15 protein-coding genes, 1 tRNA gene, 1 rRNA gene, 1 other RNA gene and 1 other annotated feature are annotated in these 16362 nt (G+C 35.5%); of the genes, 4 read left to right on the forward strand and 14 right to left on the reverse strand.

Translation table 11 applies throughout. The annotated features are described in order from the left end of the window. Window positions 1-345: 345 nt before the first annotated feature. The 7 genes from ACQKP0_RS25115 to tadA all read right to left on the reverse strand — a co-directional run bounded on the left by ACQKP0_RS25115 (window position 346) and on the right by tadA (window position 5224). On the reverse strand, window positions 346-615 hold the full coding sequence (locus tag ACQKP0_RS25115; RefSeq protein WP_427408547.1) for a pro-sigmaK processing inhibitor BofA family protein: 270 nt from the start codon (window positions 613-615) through the stop codon (window positions 346-348). A gap of 89 nt (window positions 616-704) precedes the next feature. Continuing rightward, on the reverse strand, window positions 705-917 hold the full coding sequence (locus ACQKP0_RS25120; RefSeq protein WP_427408548.1) for a YaaL family protein: 213 nt from the start codon (window positions 915-917) through the stop codon (window positions 705-707). A gap of 390 nt (window positions 918-1307) precedes the next feature. Next, a complete protein-coding gene (gene recR, locus ACQKP0_RS25125; RefSeq protein WP_427408549.1) occupies window positions 1308-1904 on the reverse strand; it encodes a recombination mediator RecR in 597 nt (198 codons plus the stop codon). A 12-nt stretch (window positions 1905-1916) separates the two neighbouring features. Further along, complete coding sequence (locus tag ACQKP0_RS25130) at window positions 1917-2234, reverse strand: YbaB/EbfC family nucleoid-associated protein (RefSeq protein WP_427408559.1); 318 nt, start codon at window positions 2232-2234, stop codon at window positions 1917-1919. Window positions 2235-2293: 59 nt separating this feature from the next. Further along, window positions 2294-3979: a DNA polymerase III subunit gamma/tau gene (gene dnaX / locus ACQKP0_RS25135; protein ID WP_427408550.1), complete on the reverse strand. Its 1686-nt coding sequence runs from the start codon at window positions 3977-3979 to the stop codon at window positions 2294-2296. 388 nt (window positions 3980-4367) lie between these two features. Beyond that, window positions 4368-4632, reverse strand: an RNA gene (ffs, locus tag ACQKP0_RS25140) — signal recognition particle sRNA large type. An 85-nt stretch (window positions 4633-4717) separates the two neighbouring features. Next, the gene (tadA, locus tag ACQKP0_RS25145) at window positions 4718-5224 is read right to left on the reverse strand and encodes a tRNA adenosine(34) deaminase TadA (protein ID WP_427408551.1); all 507 of its coding nucleotides are present in this window, start codon (window positions 5222-5224) and stop codon (window positions 4718-4720) included. 146 nt (window positions 5225-5370) lie between these two features. Here tadA and ACQKP0_RS25150 point away from each other — a divergent pair, with 146 nt between their 5' ends. From ACQKP0_RS25150 to ACQKP0_RS25160, 3 genes are all read left to right on the forward strand, one after another. Further along, the gene (locus ACQKP0_RS25150) at window positions 5371-6657 is read left to right on the forward strand and encodes a glycosyl hydrolase family 18 protein (RefSeq protein WP_427408552.1); all 1287 of its coding nucleotides are present in this window, start codon (window positions 5371-5373) and stop codon (window positions 6655-6657) included. Window positions 6658-6972: 315 nt separating this feature from the next. After that, window positions 6973-7626: a deoxynucleoside kinase gene (locus ACQKP0_RS25155; RefSeq protein ID WP_427408553.1), complete on the forward strand. Its 654-nt coding sequence runs from the start codon at window positions 6973-6975 to the stop codon at window positions 7624-7626. After that, window positions 7610-8278, forward strand: coding sequence for a deoxynucleoside kinase (locus ACQKP0_RS25160; protein WP_427408554.1), 669 nt, complete (start codon window positions 7610-7612; stop codon window positions 8276-8278). The genes ACQKP0_RS25155 and ACQKP0_RS25160 overlap by 17 nt, the downstream gene beginning before the upstream one ends. A 118-nt stretch (window positions 8279-8396) precedes the next feature. On the opposite strand, the gene ACQKP0_RS25165 is transcribed toward ACQKP0_RS25160, so the two are convergent. From ACQKP0_RS25165 to guaB, 6 genes are all read right to left on the reverse strand, one after another. Then, window positions 8397-8489 (reverse strand) — tRNA-Ser (locus ACQKP0_RS25165). Between the two features lie 91 nt (window positions 8490-8580). Beyond that, window positions 8581-9861 carry a serine--tRNA ligase gene (gene serS, locus ACQKP0_RS25170; protein ID WP_427408555.1) on the reverse strand — a complete coding sequence of 427 codons (1281 nt, stop codon included), beginning with the start codon at window positions 9859-9861 and terminating at the stop codon, window positions 8581-8583. 180 nt (window positions 9862-10041) lie between these two features. Beyond that, window positions 10042-10279 (reverse strand) — a binding site (T-box leader). Window positions 10280-10328: 49 nt separating this feature from the next. Continuing rightward, window positions 10329-10919 carry a pyridoxal 5'-phosphate synthase glutaminase subunit PdxT gene (pdxT, locus tag ACQKP0_RS25175; RefSeq protein WP_427408556.1) on the reverse strand — a complete coding sequence of 197 codons (591 nt, stop codon included), beginning with the start codon at window positions 10917-10919 and terminating at the stop codon, window positions 10329-10331. Between the two features lie 12 nt (window positions 10920-10931). Continuing rightward, window positions 10932-11813: a pyridoxal 5'-phosphate synthase lyase subunit PdxS gene (gene pdxS / locus ACQKP0_RS25180; RefSeq protein ID WP_427408557.1), complete on the reverse strand. Its 882-nt coding sequence runs from the start codon at window positions 11811-11813 to the stop codon at window positions 10932-10934. 126 nt (window positions 11814-11939) lie between these two features. After that, a complete protein-coding gene (locus ACQKP0_RS25185; protein WP_427408560.1) occupies window positions 11940-13262 on the reverse strand; it encodes a serine hydrolase in 1323 nt (440 codons plus the stop codon). A gap of 206 nt (window positions 13263-13468) precedes the next feature. After that, window positions 13469-14935 carry an IMP dehydrogenase gene (gene guaB, locus ACQKP0_RS25190; RefSeq protein WP_427408558.1) on the reverse strand — a complete coding sequence of 489 codons (1467 nt, stop codon included), beginning with the start codon at window positions 14933-14935 and terminating at the stop codon, window positions 13469-13471. A 107-nt stretch (window positions 14936-15042) separates the two neighbouring features. Between guaB and ACQKP0_RS25195 the strand changes: the two genes are divergently transcribed. Then, window positions 15043-16005: a YaaC family protein gene (locus ACQKP0_RS25195; RefSeq protein WP_427408561.1), complete on the forward strand. Its 963-nt coding sequence runs from the start codon at window positions 15043-15045 to the stop codon at window positions 16003-16005. Window positions 16006-16267: 262 nt separating this feature from the next. Here the strand turns inward: ACQKP0_RS25195 and rrf are convergent. Further along, window positions 16268-16362, reverse strand: a 5S ribosomal RNA gene (gene rrf, locus ACQKP0_RS25200); the annotation flags it as partial.

The raw sequence follows: 16362 nt of genomic DNA on the forward strand, positions 1-16362 counted from the left end.
AGCCAGGATCAAACTCTCCAAAAAGATGTTTGATATAGCTCATAAAAAGTTAATTAATTGACGTTTCGTTTTGTTCAGTTTTCAAAGATCAATCATAATGTCATTTTGTTAGCGACTTTTAAATAATATCATATTCTGTGCATTAGGTCAAACATTTTTTGTTTTTTAATGTCTAACGTTTCAGCGACAATAAATATAATATCACCTTTACATATAAAGAGTCAACCCTTTAAATAAAAATATTTAAAAACAATTACGCAAGCACCTTTTACATACCCCGAGAGGCTAGGCCGCTTGCGCTAAATATATATTTCCCTAATAAAGAAAAACCATAGAAACAGATTTTCAGCCTAGTATCCAAGTTTGAATAACAGTAAGGCCAATAACCCCTGGTATTCCTAATAAACCTGAAATAGATGTAGTAATTATATTAATTGGAACATGAATTCCGAATTGCCCACCAAGTTGATTTAAAAAGAATAAAAACAACGCTCCAATTGCAAACCTAATAAATAGCTGTCCAATCATACGTAATGGTTTACCTGGAGAACCTGCTACTAATAGAAGAAGGATTAGACCAGAAATAACTGCGATAACGATTATCGGATCACTCAAGAACCACACCTCACTTTTTACATTGTATTATCCATTTTATGAACAGATTGTCCAAAAAGAACTCTACATTGTAAAAAATGTGTGGATTATTATTTTATCCTTATATTTCTTGCCCTAGCTTCACGGAATAAAAAAAAGTATTTCATCTCAGCTATTTTTCTTTGAAAATGAAGTTCTTCATTATACTCAAAACTCATGTCAACTAAGGACTTTTGTTGAATCCAATTGTTCCTAGTCCTCGTCATTAAATCGATTAACTTTTGGTCATATTCATTACGCAGTTTCAATTTACGATTGAACATGTGAATACACCTCATTTCTAGGCTGCTTTTACAAAATGTATTTAATTTTTTTGTTACTAAATATCCTGTAAGCATCGATCAGCAATTTCAAAACATAGTATAATTAGCTAAATATGTGCCCCACAAGATATTAAAAATACCAATAAAATGGATTAACAAAGCCCATTTTTTAAAAGATAAGAAAGTATAAAATTTACTAAGGATATTAGACATGAAAAGTGTCTGCTGTGTCTAGCTCCAGCGCCTATCGGCTAGCGGATTTCTCCGTCTTCTCCCTACGATAAGTCAACATCGACTCGTCCCTCGCCGTGCTTCCTTTATCTCAGTCGAAGACTACGAAATCCGTACGCCGATGGGCAAGGCGCTTGCGCTTTTCTTAATAGGCTCTGTTTATACTTCTCTCCTGCCCTCTAGAGCTTTTGATAGCGTAACCTCGTCTGCATACTCTAAGTCACCACCTACAGGCAATCCATGAGCAATTCGAGTAACTTTTATACCTGATGGCTTTAATAGACGTGATATATACATTGCTGTTGCTTCCCCTTCAATATTTGGGTTAGTGGCTAGAATAACTTCTTGGACTGTTTCATCCTGTAATCTCTTTAATAAATCCGGAATGTTTATATCTTCAGGACCTATTCCATCCATCGGAGAAATGGCCCCATGAAGAACATGGTAAAGACCATTAAATTCCTTCATTTTTTCCATCGCTATTACATCTTTCGGATCCTGGACAACACACACTACACTTCTATCCCGCCTTTGATCTTCACATATATAGCAAGGATCTTGATCAGTAATGTGACCACATATCGTACAGTAACTTAAATTTCTTTTCGCATTCACGAGCGCTTTTGCAAAATCAAGGACAGTATCTTCTTTCATACTTAACACAAAAAACGCCAGTCGAGCCGCAGTTTTCGGCCCAATTCCTGGCAGTTTCATAAAGCTATCCATTAGTTTTGTTATCGGTTCAGGATAATGCATCATTTATTCCCCTTAAAAACCCGGAATGTTTAAACCTTTCGTAAACTGTCCCATCGTTTGATTTGTTAATTCATCCGCTTTCTTTAATGCATCATTTGTTGCAGCAAGTACTAAATCTTGAAGCATATCAATATCTTCAGGATCTACTACTTCTTCCTTAATATTTACTTCTACGATTTCTTTATGCCCTGATACGATTACCGTAACCATACCTCCACCAGCAGTACCTTCAATACGTTTTTCCCCTAACTCTTCTTGGGCATCTGCCATCTTCTTCTGCATTTTTTGCATTTGCTTCATCATATTTTGCATATTTCCCATACCACGCATCATTTTTTTAGCCTCCATTTTTTATGATCCTGACTTTTTCGCCGGATTTGTTGTTATTTTTAATCTCTTATTTCAATTAGATCAGCACCAACTAATTTTTCCGCTTCTGATATCAGTGGATCCTCAGTTGTTTTAACATTTTCCTGTGAAACATCTTTTTGGTTGTGAATAAAATTTTCTCGAATACTATTCCACTGGTTCTCAGGGACACCAATCATTTGATAACTTATACCAGTTAGTTCTAACAATATCATTGAAATTGCTTCTAGAAATTTTTGATTTTCCATAGCCATTTGACAATGAATCTCATATTTAAATTTTAGCACAAATGAATTCATCGAAGCAGCAACAGGCTCGGCTTCATTTAAAAGGGCCGATTGAGACCGCATTTGTCGATCATTTAAAAGACTAAGCATATCTCCCCATCTACTTTTAATTAAGCTTAAATCCTGTTTTGTTGCTTCTTTTAAGATATCATTTATTCTTCCAGTTTGTGCTCTAAATCCCTTCCCAGTACGCGGAGCTTTTTTAATCGGCTGCTGATTTGTTCCTTGTTTTTCTGGAATCCCGTTAGCTTTTAATTCGTTTACTTCTTTTTGAAGCATCTCAATCTGATTTAATAATTGCTGCATATCAGGACTGCTAACAGGTTGATTTTTGATTCGTATTTCACATAATTTTATGAATGAAACCTCTAAATAAATTCGAGCTAAATTAGAGAATTTCATTTCTTGCTGCGTTTTATTTAATATATCAATGTATTCATATATTTGTTCTGATGAAATTTCATCAGAAAGCTGACAAAATTCTTCGTCGAGCATTACCCTTTCAATTGCTTCTTCTAAGGCTGGTGCAGTTTTATATAAGAGCATATCTCGGAAGTAAAAAATCAAATCTTCTACAAAACGTGACGGATCTTTTCCTTGAAATAGTAACTCTTCAAATACATGAAGGGCACCCGCAACATTTTTTTCATAAATGGCCTGAGCTAATTTATTTAAGTAAGATTGCGAAATAGAGCCGGTTACTGTTAGTGCATCCTCTATAGTAATTTTTTCTTGACCAAACGATACTGCTTGATCCATTAAACTTAATGCATCACGCATACCACCCTCAGCAGCACGAGCAATAATATTTAGAGCTGACTCTTCAAATTCAATTCCCGATTCTTTTGCAATACGTGCCATTCTACCTGTAATATCGTGGGAGGTGATTCTTTTAAAATCAAACCGTTGGCAACGGGAAATAATGGTTAGAGGGATTTTATGCGGCTCAGTTGTAGCTAAAATAAAAATTACATGTTTCGGCGGTTCCTCTAATGTCTTTAAAAGAGCGTTAAATGCACCAATAGAAAGCATATGTACCTCATCTATAATATAGACCTTAAATGGTACAACATTTGGTGCAAACTTTACTTTATCACGAATATCACGAATTTCCTCTACACCATTATTAGAAGCGGCGTCAATTTCAATCACATCAGGTATCGAACCATTTGTTATACCTTTACAAGCATCGCATTCATTACATGGCTCAATAACTGGATTCCGTTCACAATTTACAGCCTTTGCTAAAATTTTCGCCGCGCTCGTTTTCCCTGTTCCTCTTGGTCCAGAAAAAAGATAGGCATGAGAAATTTTTTGTTGCAGGAGGGCATTTTGCAATGTTTTTGTTACATGTTCTTGTCCTACAACATCCTCAAAGACTTGAGGACGCCAAACGCGATATAAAGCCTGGTAACCCATTAACCCTCCTCCTTTTTTCTCTTTACTTATTTCGTCCTATAAAAAATGACTAGCTCAAGAAACTAATTCCATCACTTATTTAGCAAACTTGTGTAAAGCTTTACTTTTGCTCATATTATACCTTATCCTTCACTAATTTAACATTATGAATAATAAATTTAGGTTCTTTTCATAAATTTTGTTGTTTTATATCGATATAAAAAACATCAATAAATAATTAGAAACAAAATTATTTTAGAAAAGACGCTCTAAAACCTAACTAAATAGATTTAAAGCCCATTCAAAATCATTGTATACTTTAAAAATCCCCGTTATCTGAGATGGATATATAAATTATATAGAAAAAAACTCATCCCATTGGATGAGTTTGAATTATGTAGATAAACTGCCGTGCACCTACCATCGACTAGCACCCACAGGCGTTACTTAAGTAGTTAGCTCAGCTCAGGTTGCCCTGCGGCACATGGAAGATTCCACTTAATGCTGCTTCCTTCCGGATCTGACATGGTTCATGGATTTCCATTGCGCAGGACCCAAGCGTCAACACCACTTGCTTAAGGCAGACCCTACAGTATACTAGCCTCAAGAAGGGATTCAGTCTCGCTAGAGCGGATTGCGAGTACAGGGCACCGCTACCTCCCCACCTAGCACGGCAAAGTTGATACCAATATTATGCGTCTTATCAACGCAATATAAAGTATACTAGTTTTTTTAAAAAAAATCAATGCATTCCACTTGTTAATTATTGGTTTCCTTTTGATTATTAATACTTTTCCTTTTCTCCCTTTTCTCCATTCGAAGATTTCTAAAAAAGGTACTTAAAAGTTCACTACATTCCTCTTCTAGTACTCCACTAACTACTTCACTTTGATGATTGAAGCGATTGTCATTTAAAAGATTCATTAATGATCCGGCACAACCTGCCTTCGGATCACTCGCTCCATAGACTACTCTTTTTATTCTCGAAAGAATGATAGCTCCACTGCACATTGGACATGGCTCTAATGTTACATATAGTATGGCATCCTCTAGTCTCCAAGAGCCTACTTTTTTACATGCCTCTTGTATTGCCAGTATTTCTGCATGTGTAACTGCATTTTGTGTTAATTCCCTTAAGTTATGTGAAGATGCAATCACCTCTCCATCTATGACAATCACAGCACCAATTGGAACTTCATTTTTTGCTTCAGCTTTTTTCGCTTCCTCGATAGCTAGTTTCATAAAATTTTCATCAATATTTTTCATTTTTAAAAACCTCTATTTTTAGATTGCATATGCATCATTATATCTTATACAAGGGGAAATTAGAAAAAATGCAATAAGTCAACATTTCTTTTTATACAAAATCATAGAATGGAAACAGAAACTAATTTGTTCGAAGGAGGGCTCGTATGCAGATCCATGTAGTAAAGCCCAATGAAACATTAGCAATTATAGCTAATACCTACCGAGTCCCAGTAGCAGAATTAATAGCCGCTAACGAAATTCCTAATCCTGATAACTTAGTTATCGGTCAAACAATTGTAATTCCAATAGTCGGGAGCTTTTACTGGGTAAAACAAGGGGATAGCTTATGGGGAATCGCACAAAAATTTAATTTACCTTTTTCAGAATTAGCTCGTATAAATGGAATATCAGTAAATCAACCTTTAACAGTTGGCATAAGATTATATATCCCTCCACAGCGAAAAGTCGATGCAGAATTTAATGCCTATGTTGAACCATTCGGGGAAACTGTTTCACAAGCATTAGAAAATAGCTCAAGAAAGGCAGCACCCTATTTAACATATTTATCACCATTTGCCTTCCATGTAAATCGTGATGGATCTCTTGTAGCTCCTCCACTTGGAAATCTACCAGCGATTGCAAAGGCAAATCAAAATATCTTAGTTATGTCTATTAATAATCAAGAAAAAGGACAGTTCAGTGATGAATTAGGTAGAATTTTATTAAATGATCAAAAGGTGCAAAACACATTTTTAAATAATATTGTCAAGTCAGCTAAACAATATGGATTCCGAGACATTCATATTGACTTCGAATTTTTGCGCCCAGCTGATCGTGAAGCGTACAACCAATTTCTAAGAAAAGCTAAAGAAAGGTTTAAACAAGAGGGTTGGTTCCTATCCACTGCTTTAGCTCCTAAAACCAGTGCAACACAAAAAGGACTTTGGTATGAGGCACATGATTATAAAACTCAGGGCGAAATTGTAGACTTTGTTGTGATAATGACATACGAATGGGGCTATAGCGGCGGGCCTCCTATGGCAGTATCCCCTATTAAATCAGTTCGTGATGTCTTAGAATATGCAATAACTGAAATCCCTCCAAATAAGATTTTGATGGGGCAGAATTTATATGGATACGATTGGACGCTTCCATTTACTTCAGGTAAGGATACTGCTAAAGCATTAAGCCCACAGCAAGCGATACAGATTGCTGCGAAATACCATGTTCCCATTAAATATGACACAGAAGCACAAGCTCCTACAATTGATTACGAGGATGAAAATAATAAAAAACATAAAGTATGGTTCGAGGATGCACGCTCTATTCAAGCAAAATTTGATCTTATGAAAGAATTAAAACTTCGTGGAGTTAGTTATTGGAAACTTGGATTATCGTTTCCACAAAATTGGCTCCTCATCGTAGAGAACTTTAATATTGTTAAAAAATGATGTTAATCGGGGGTACCTTATAAGTGTTTAATTACACTTATGGGGCACCCTCTTTTATTCTCCAATATTTATCATTTTATATTCCTTATCACTATTATTAATACATATGATAAAATAACAAATAGCTTGTTTTTTAATAGATTAGCCTTGTTAATGATCATTGTTAATATATTGCCAACAGGGAATGCGTGAAGCGATTGAAATACGAGCATTCCCTACAGGACTTTTTCAGAAACAACAGTTTTGTTTAACATGCCAATAGATTAAAAAACTATTACTAGTGAGTTTGTTGTTCAGCATTGAGGAGGAAGGTTGATGGAGAGCTTACCGTTTATAACGGTTGAAGGACCGATCGGTATAGGAAAAACCTCTCTTGCGAAAGCAATTTCGGAACATTTCCACTATCATCTATTAAAGGAGATCGTTGATGAAAATCCCTTTTTAGAAAAGTTTTATCAAAATATAGATGAGTGGAGCTTTCAATTAGAGATGTTTTTTCTTTGTAATCGCTATAAGCAGTTAGAGGATATTAAAGAAAATTTCTTGTTTTTCAAAAAGCCTGTAGTAGCAGATTATCATATATTTAAAAATTTAATTTTTGCAAAGAGAACACTTAAGGAAGAGCAGTATTTTAAGTATTTAAAGATATTTCAAATTTTAACAGAAGGTATGCCGCAACCAAATTTAGTTATATATCTTAATGCAAGCTTAGACACTGTTATGGAACGTATTAAAATGCGCGGGAGAGAGTTTGAAAAAAATATTAGCTCTGATTATATAAAACAGCTATCAGTAGATTACCAAAAGTTTATGGATGATTTTAAACTAACGCATCCAGATATACCCGTTCTCCACTTTAATGGAGATGAACTAGATTTTGTAAAAAACTCTAATGATCTAAACTATATACTAGATAAAATAACGTTAACATTACAAGAAGGGGCAAAAATTCATGGAACTTCGAAATAAATATTCGATCCCTAGCAATACTGTTATAACAATAGCGGGAACAGTTGGAGTGGGGAAATCTACAATGACCAATACATTGGCTAACGCACTAGGTTTTCGCACCTCATTTGAAAAGGTTGACACAAATCCATATTTAGATAAATTTTATCATGATTTTAAACGTTGGAGCTTTCATTTACAAATTTACTTTTTAGCAGAGCGCTTTAAAGAGCAAAAAAGAATTTTTGAATATGGCGGAGGATTCATTCAAGATCGATCTATTTATGAAGATACTGGTATTTTTGCACGGATGCATTATGAAAAAGGAAATATGTCTGAAGTAGATTATGAGACATACAAGAGTCTTTTTGATGCTATGATTATGACTCCTTATTTCCCTCATCCTGACTTACTTATTTACTTAGAAGGTTCAATTGAGGATATTTTGGAGAGAATCCAAAAGCGTGGAAGACCAATGGAGCAAAATACTCCGGTTGATTACTGGATTGAAATGCATAAACGTTATGAAAACTGGATTAATTCTTTTAACTCTTGTCCAGTTTTGCGACTCGATATTAAAGAGTACGATTTAATAAATAATGAAACAAGCATTGAGCCTATTATTGAAAGAATTAGTTATTTTCTAAAACAAACTCAAGCTTTAAAAAAATAACCGCCAACTAGTTGGCGGTTTTCTATTTGCACTCCAATAATAGATTGTAACAAAAAATTCGTTACAAAGGTAACGAATTTATTAAATCTCCAATAATTTATGCGCGTTGTGTTATAAATGGCGGAGGAAGAGGGATTCGAACCCCCGCGCGGTGTAACCCGCCTGTCGGTTTTCAAGACCGATCCCTTCAGCCGGACTTGGGTATTCCTCCGTATCGACAAGAATTAATATATCATGTATTAAAAATGATGTCAACATTATCTTAGAGATTTTTTAAAAGAGGGGAATTTCCCCTCTTTATACTATTTTACACAGATTCGCTCAACATTACGCATATATGGGCGCAGTACCTCTGGTATAACCACACTTCCATCAGGCTGCTGATAATTTTCAAGTATTGCTGCTACTGTTCGACCAATAGCCAGTCCTGAACCATTTAATGTATGCAAATGTTCTGGTTTCGCAGTTGCTTCTCTTCGGAAACGAATATTGGCACGACGTGCTTGGAATGCTTCAAAATTACTGCAAGAAGAGATTTCCCTATACGTATTATAGCTAGGAATCCATACTTCTATGTCGTATTTTTTTGCAGCAGTGAACCCAAGATCAGCTGTACACATACTCATAACCCGATAAGGTAATCCAAGCAATTGAAGAACCTTTTCTGCATTACCTGTCAGCTTTTCAAGTTCTTCATAAGAATCCTCAGGTTTAACAAATTTCACTAACTCGACCTTATTGAACTGATGCTGACGGATAAGTCCTCTAGTATCTCGTCCTGCAGATCCAGCTTCAGACCGAAAGCAAGCACTAAATGCCGCATAATTAATAGGAAGCTGTTCACCATTTAATATTTCATCTCGATGTAGATTTGTTACCGGAACCTCAGCAGTAGGAATTAAGAAATAATCCTCACTTTCAATTAAGAAAGCATCTTCTTCAAATTTTGGTAATTGCCCAGTACCAGTCATACTTGTACGATTAACCATATAAGGTGGCAATATTTCTTCATATCCATGCTCTTCAACATGAAGGTCTAGCATAAAGTTAAAAAGAGCACGTTCTAATCGAGCACCTAAACCTTTATAAAATACAAAACGGCTTCCAGTTACTTTTGCTGCTCTTTCAAAATCTAGAATGTTTAAATCTGTTGCTAATTCCCAATGAGGTTTTGGCTCAAAATCAAATTCCTTAACCTCTCCCCATTTACGAGCTTCCACATTATCATCTTCAGATTCTCCAATTGGCGTACTCTCGTGTGGAATATTAGGTATGGATAACAACAGTTGCTCTAATTTTTCTTCCACTTCGCGCAATTCATCATCAAATTGCTTAATTTGATCACCAACATTACGCATTTCCACAATTAATTCATCAGCATTTTGTTTCTCACGCTTCAGTTGGGCGATTTTTTGCGTAACTTCATTACGTTTGCTTTTTAAATCTTCTGTAACAACAATTAACTCTCTACGTTTCTTATCTAGTTCTTCAAACTTTCCAAAATCAGCAAGGTCTTCACCACGATGTTGAAGTTTTTCCTTAACTTCATCAATATTTGCCCGTAAATATTTAATGTCAAGCATCAATAACTCCTCCTTATTAATAAATAAGCTTTGTTAATGGTTACTGTTGATAAAATCCTCTGTAGGGTTTGCGTGAAACGATTTCTTTACGTAGTAAAACTAGCTGAATGCATCCCCTACAGATTTTATTAAAAACAACAATATTAGTTAACAAAGCCAATAAAAAAACTCCCATCCCTATAAAGGGACGAGAGTTACCCGCGTTGCCACCCAGTTTGAAAGCACATTGTGCTTCCCACTTAAAACGATAACGGTTTTACCCGAAAGTACTTACTAATGAGAAAAGTAAAACCTTAACTCATTACATTCGGTACTTTACTCGAGGATGGATTCACAAGCTCCCTTCGCCGGTTCACACCAACCACCGACTCTCTTTAGAAGAAAATTTCTTGTTACTATTTCCTCTCATTGCTTTAAACAAGATTTTAACAATTAATTTACTATAACTATTCCCTTTTTGCAACTATTTATTTGGAATTTTCCTTTATTGTTGATTTAACCATATTAATAAAATATTGTGTAAAGCGATGGTCATCGGTCAATTCAGGGTGGAAGGAACAGCCAAGAATATGCCTATCACGTGCAGCTACAATTCTTCCATCGCATTTCGCTAAAACCTCAACATCTTCACCTGCTTCTAATATATGAGGGGCTCGGATAAAAACAGCATTAAAATGGTCGGTTACACCGGAAATAGCGAGATCTGCTTCAAAGCTTTCCTTCTGTCTTCCAAATGAATTTCTCTCTACTGTTACATCCATTAACCCAATATGAGGTTGATCGTAACCCTTAATATTTTTAGCTAGTAAGATTAGGCCTGCACAAGTTCCAAACATCGGTTTTTCTTGTTTACCAAAATCCCGAAGCTTGTCCATAAAATCATATTGGTCAAGTAAACGACGCATCGTTGTACTCTCTCCTCCAGGGAGGATTAACCCATCTACTTCATCAAGCTGTTCCTTTTTCTTGATTACAATAGCTTCTTCTCCACAACTCTCAATTGCCTGAACATGTTCACTCACTGCACCTTGTAATCCAAGTACGCCAATTTTAACCATTATAAAAACTCCTTACCAGCCTCTCTCCTGCATGCGTGTTTCAGGTGTTAAAGTAGAAATTTCTATTCCCTTCATTGCAGTTCCTAGACCTTTTGAAAGATTAGCAATTAATTCATAATCCTGATAGTGTGTAGTAGCTTCTACTATTGCCTTTGCAAATTTCTCAGGGTTATCTGACTTGAATATTCCTGAACCAACAAAGACTCCATCAGCACCTAATTGCATCATTAGAGCTGCATCAGCAGGAGTTGCTACACCTCCAGCGGCAAAGTTTACTACAGGCAGCTTACCAAGACGTTTGATCTCAAGCAAAATTTCGTATGGAGCACCTAGAAGCTTTGCTTCAGTCATTAGCTCGTCCTCGTTCATTCCTACAACTTTACGTACTTGTGCGTTTACTTTTCGAATATGACGAACAGCTTCAACAATATTACCTGTTCCTGGTTCGCCTTTGGTACGGAGCATTGAGGACCCTTCACCAATTCGGCGGGCCGCTTCACCTAAGTCTCTACATCCACAAACAAAAGGAACTGTAAAGTCTTTTTTATTTAAATGATACTCTTCATCTGCTGGTGTTAAAACTTCACTTTCATCAATATAGTCTACACCCATTGATTCAAGAACTCTTGCTTCAATAATATGTCCAATTCTTGCCTTTGCCATCACTGGAATACTAACGGCATTCATTACCTCTTCAACAATACGAGGATCAGCCATTCTTGCTACGCCTCCAGCTTTACGTATATCAGCTGGAACCCTTTCTAATGCCATTACAGCAACAGCCCCTGCTTGCTCAGCAACTTTAGCCTGTTCTGCATTTATAACGTCCATAATAACGCCGCCTTTTTGCATTTCTGCCATGCCGCGTTTCACTCGATCAGTACCTAATTTCAAGTCTCTCAACTCCTAACAAAGTAGTAAATAAACTGTTGTTAAAAAATTTAAAACCTTATGTTAAATAAACAGCAAAAAGGACACCTTGTCAATACAGGTGTCCATAAATTATTTTATCAGCCTTTACTAAAACCAGCCTTTTACAGTTGAGGTAATACCACCCCAAACATCAGAAAAAAAACCACCGATGCCTCGCATCATTAATACAAACCAGTTTGCTTTTTCAACCTTCTCAGTAGTAACAACCTTCACATTAGCGGATTTTTGTCCATATAAATAACCATAATCATTTTTCCCGCTGTATACCGCATTTAAGGTTCCCACTACTTCACCTTTTTTAACAGGTGCTGTTAGTTCTCCAGATTTGTTCAGCTTGCTCTTATCAATATTGAAAGAAGGCTTATACAGCTTTTCTTCACCATTTTTGATAACAATTTTTAGAGGGTTTTGTGTACGAATATTTACCTTTTTTTCTTTTCCCTTTACTACAGAAATTGAATCATGTTTCTTAATTTTATATGCATTTGGATAAATTTCTTTAACTGAAAAGTTAGCAAATGCATAATCCATCAATTTTTTCGTTTCGTCAAACCTTGCTTTTTTCGTTCCTTGGCCTTGAGCATTTGTTGCATTTAAAACAACAGTAATTATTCGCATTCCATTTTTTTGTGCAGTACCTGTAAAACAATGTCCAGCAAAATCTGTTGTTCCTGTTTTCAATCCATCTACACCATTATCTTTTGTACCATATATTAATGATGGAAGCATCCAGTTCCAGTTATCCATTTTTATGTCTTCTCCTGGTCCTGCATGGAATGTTGCTTTAGGGATACTAGCTGTTTTTAAAACTTCTGGAAATTCATTAATCAAGTGAGATGCTAATTTGGCTGCTGCTCTAGCAGACATTATATTTTCGTCATTAGGTCCTGTTCCTTTAGGCTGCATTCCTTTTAAGTCTTGATTATTTAAACCTGTACTATTTACAAACTTATAATCTTTAAGACCTAATTCCTTTGCCTTTTCGTTCATTAATTTTACAAAGTTTGTTTCAGAACCAGCAATTGTTTCAGCGATAGCAATAGTTGCAGCATTTGCTGAATATATTGCCATTGCACGATATAAATCTTTAATTTTATATTTCATATCTTTTCTTAAAGGTACATTAGAAAGATCAGTATAATGAGAAATTTTTTGAACATAATCACTAGGTGAATACTCTTGATCCCACTTTACTTTTCCTTTTTTAATAGAATCTAAAAGAATATATTCTGTCATCATTTTTGACATAGATGCAATTCCAAGTGCAGTATCAGCATTTTTAGCATACAAAACCTTCCCAGTACTTGCTTCTACTAGGATGGCTCCATCGGCATGAATATCTAATATATCATTTGCAGCATATGCGTTTTTTGGTAATTGAAATAATCCGAACAACAGTGAAAAAGCCATCACAAAGGCTATAATTTTATTATTATATTTTTTTGTTTTCTTCACTCATAACCCTCCATCAATTTATGTATACACTTTCGTTATTTTACCATAGTTCCTTACATCTGAGTAGACGGATGATTTACCTATCTATAACAAAAAGTGGCAGGGACTATACTTTAGGTATATGTTCCTGCCGTTTAGGAATATAAAGGTTTATATAAATATTATGATAAGGAATAATTAGGTGCTTCTTTTGTTATTTGAATATCGTGTGGATGGCTTTCTCTTAATCCAGCACCAGTCATTTTAATAAATTGTGCCTCTTCACGTAGAGCTGTTAAGTTAGCTGTTCCACAATACCCCATCCCAGAACGTATGCCACCAATTAATTGATAAATAACATCAGAGATAGGCCCCTTATATGGTACACGACCTTCAATTCCTTCTGGGACAAACTTTTTAGCATCCTCTTGGAAGTAACGATCTTTTGAACCTTTTTCCATCGCTGAGACTGAACCCATGCCACGATAAACTTTAAAGCGACGACCTTGATATGTTTCTGTTTCACCAGGGCTTTCAGTTGTACCAGCAAGTAGGCTGCCTAACATAACAACATGTCCACCTGCTGCAAGTGCTTTAACAATATCTCCTGAATATTTAATCCCACCATCTGCAATGATGGCCTTTCCATGTTTTCTCGCTTCACTCGCACATTCGTATATCGCTGTAATTTGTGGAACTCCGACTCCGGCTACAACTCTTGTAGTACAAATAGAACCAGGACCAATTCCAACCTTTACGACATCCGCACCAGCTAAGATTAGAGCTTTTGTAGCCTCAGCAGTTGCTACATTACCTGCAATGATATTTATATCAGGGTATGTTTTTCTAATCTCACTTACTGTATCTATAACACCTTGAGAGTGACCGTGTGCAGTATCGATAACAATTACATCTACATTAGCCTTCACAAGTGCTTCAACACGTTTCATCGTATCTTTAGCTACTCCAACAGCAGCCCCAACTAGTAAACGTCCTAAATCATCTTTTGCTGAATTTGGAAACTCAATGACTTTTTCAATATCCTTAATTGTAATAAGTCCTTTTAGCACACCTTCAGAATCCACTAGTGGAAGTTTTTCAATCTTATGCTTTTGAAGAATTTTTTCAGCTTCGGTTAATGTTGTACCGACAGGGGCAGTTACTAAATTTTCCTTTGTCATTACATCAGAAATTTGAATTGAGAAATCTTGAATAAATCTTAAGTCTCTATTCGTTATAATACCAACAAGTTTTTGTTCTTCTTCATTATTAACAATGGGAACACCTGAAATTCTATATTTACCCATCAAGTGCTCTGCACTAAAAACCTGATGTTCAGGAGTAAGAAAAAAAGGATCAGTAATTACACCACTTTCAGAACGTTTAACTTTATCAACATGATCGGCTTGTTGTTCAATACTCATATTTTTATGAATAATTCCTAGTCCACCTTGCCTTGCCATTGAAATAGCCATTTCCGCCTCGGTAACAGTATCCATTCCAGCACTAATAACTGGAATATTAAGCTTTAAAGTTTTAGTAAGTTCTACTTGTAAGTTCACATCTTTTGGCAAAACTTCAGATTTAGCTGGAATTAATAACACATCATCAAATGTTAAACCCTCTTTAGCAAATTTTGATTCCCACATTTCTATTCCTCCTGCGCCCAAAATATTATTAGTAGGTTATCAATTGGTTAAACTACTGTCAAGGAAATATCAATATGTCTTACTTTTCAAATAATTTGGAGGTTATTATCTTGTATAATCCACTGATATGGCAACAGCTTAATTTTTACCAATCGGCAGAAATTACACAAAAATTTTTACATAATTGTTATAAAAAATCTTTGATTGAAAAAGCAGAAATGAAAAGCTACGAAAATTGCTATCCCTTTATGTATTTTTTGCAACATGGAGAAATTTATTATTCTCAAGCCGAAAAAGCTCCCACCCCAATAAAGCCTGTTTTACTTTTTTATGGGCTAATCCATTTAATTAAAGCATGTCTCTTAACTGTTGACCCAAATTACCCTGAAACTACATCTGTTTTAGCACATGGTGTATCTTCAAGGAAAAAGAAGAAACAACAATATCAATTTATGAATGATGAAATTAAAATTCAAAAAATGGGACTATGTAGCCACTTTGCAAATAAAATGTTTCATGTGAAACATTTGGAAGGTGAAAAAATATTAATGAGGGATCTTTTTTTTCAAATCCCTGAGCTTGATGATTGCTTTTCGTTTAATCAAGAAACTAATATGATCCACATCAATTCAGTAAATAAAATGTACTATATTCCAAAGAAAGTTTTAGATAGATATCACTTAACCTTTGAAAGTTTTATTCGCTTTTTAAAGCAGAATAATAGTATTGATTTGCTTTCAGCAAATTCTGATAAACACAATTTAATCTTACAAACTATTGATCATACAAAACCATCATTGCCATTTCGATATCATATGATAAAAAAAAATATTTGCTTACCTAATAAACTTACGAAGTATATGTTTCATCCCGAATTAATTATTCATTATTTACTTTTATATAATTTAAGTATGATTGCACGCTATGAAACTGAATGGTGGTGTGAACTTTTAAAAACTACTCCTACTAATGATTATCCATTTATTAAAACTTTTTTATCGATAACAGCAAATAAATCTCCGTTCTTAATTTTACAATTTTTAAAAGAAATGCTATTGGACGAATATTAGTACTAAAAGTCTATTTTACGTAACCGTCTTGGGCAGCCTCGGATCTAAAGGAGCTAGCTGCTTGCGCTAGACAATAAGAAAAGCGCAAGCGCCGCAGCTCTAGCGTACTGATTTCGTAGTCTTCGACTGAGATAATGGAGACACGGTGAGGGACGAGTCGATGTTGACTTATCGTAGGGAGAAGACAGAGAAATCCGCTAGCCGATAGGCGCTGAAGCTAGACAACAAAAAAACACAGAGTGTTCACTCTGTGTTTTAGCTTGCCTGGCAACGTCCTACTCTTGCAGGGGGAGAGCCCCCAACTACCATCGGCGCTGAGAAGCTTAACTTCCGTGTTCGGGATGGGAACGGGTGTGA

It is taken from the genome of Heyndrickxia sp. NPDC080065 (genome assembly GCF_050281185.1).
Taxonomy (GTDB): Bacteria; Bacillota; Bacilli; order Bacillales; family Bacillaceae_C; genus Heyndrickxia.

What these genes read in the sequence shown, in the direction of transcription:
- recR (WP_427408549.1), bottom strand. Translation starts at nt 1,904, where the DNA reads ATGCATTATCCTGAACCGATAACAAAACTAATGGATAGCTTTATGAAA.
- pdxT (WP_427408556.1), bottom strand. Translation starts at nt 10,919, where the DNA reads ATGGTTAAAATTGGCGTACTTGGATTACAAGGTGCAGTGAGTGAACAT.
- ACQKP0_RS25185 (WP_427408560.1), bottom strand. Translation starts at nt 13,262, where the DNA reads ATGGCTTTTTCACTGTTGTTCGGATTATTTCAATTACCAAAAAACGCA.
- dnaX (WP_427408550.1), bottom strand. Translation starts at nt 3,979, where the DNA reads ATGGGTTACCAGGCTTTATATCGCGTTTGGCGTCCTCAAGTCTTTGAG.
- ACQKP0_RS25130 (WP_427408559.1), bottom strand. Translation starts at nt 2,234, where the DNA reads ATGCGTGGTATGGGAAATATGCAAAATATGATGAAGCAAATGCAAAAA.
- ACQKP0_RS25160 (WP_427408554.1), top strand. Translation starts at nt 7,610, where the DNA reads ATGGAACTTCGAAATAAATATTCGATCCCTAGCAATACTGTTATAACA.
- guaB (WP_427408558.1), bottom strand. Translation starts at nt 14,935, where the DNA reads ATGTGGGAATCAAAATTTGCTAAAGAGGGTTTAACATTTGATGATGTG.
- tadA (WP_427408551.1), bottom strand. Translation starts at nt 5,224, where the DNA reads ATGAAAAATATTGATGAAAATTTTATGAAACTAGCTATCGAGGAAGCG.
- ACQKP0_RS25120 (WP_427408548.1), bottom strand. Translation starts at nt 917, where the DNA reads ATGTTCAATCGTAAATTGAAACTGCGTAATGAATATGACCAAAAGTTA.
- ACQKP0_RS25155 (WP_427408553.1), top strand. Translation starts at nt 6,973, where the DNA reads ATGGAGAGCTTACCGTTTATAACGGTTGAAGGACCGATCGGTATAGGA.
- serS (WP_427408555.1), bottom strand. Translation starts at nt 9,861, where the DNA reads ATGCTTGACATTAAATATTTACGGGCAAATATTGATGAAGTTAAGGAA.
- ACQKP0_RS25150 (WP_427408552.1), top strand. Translation starts at nt 5,371, where the DNA reads ATGCAGATCCATGTAGTAAAGCCCAATGAAACATTAGCAATTATAGCT.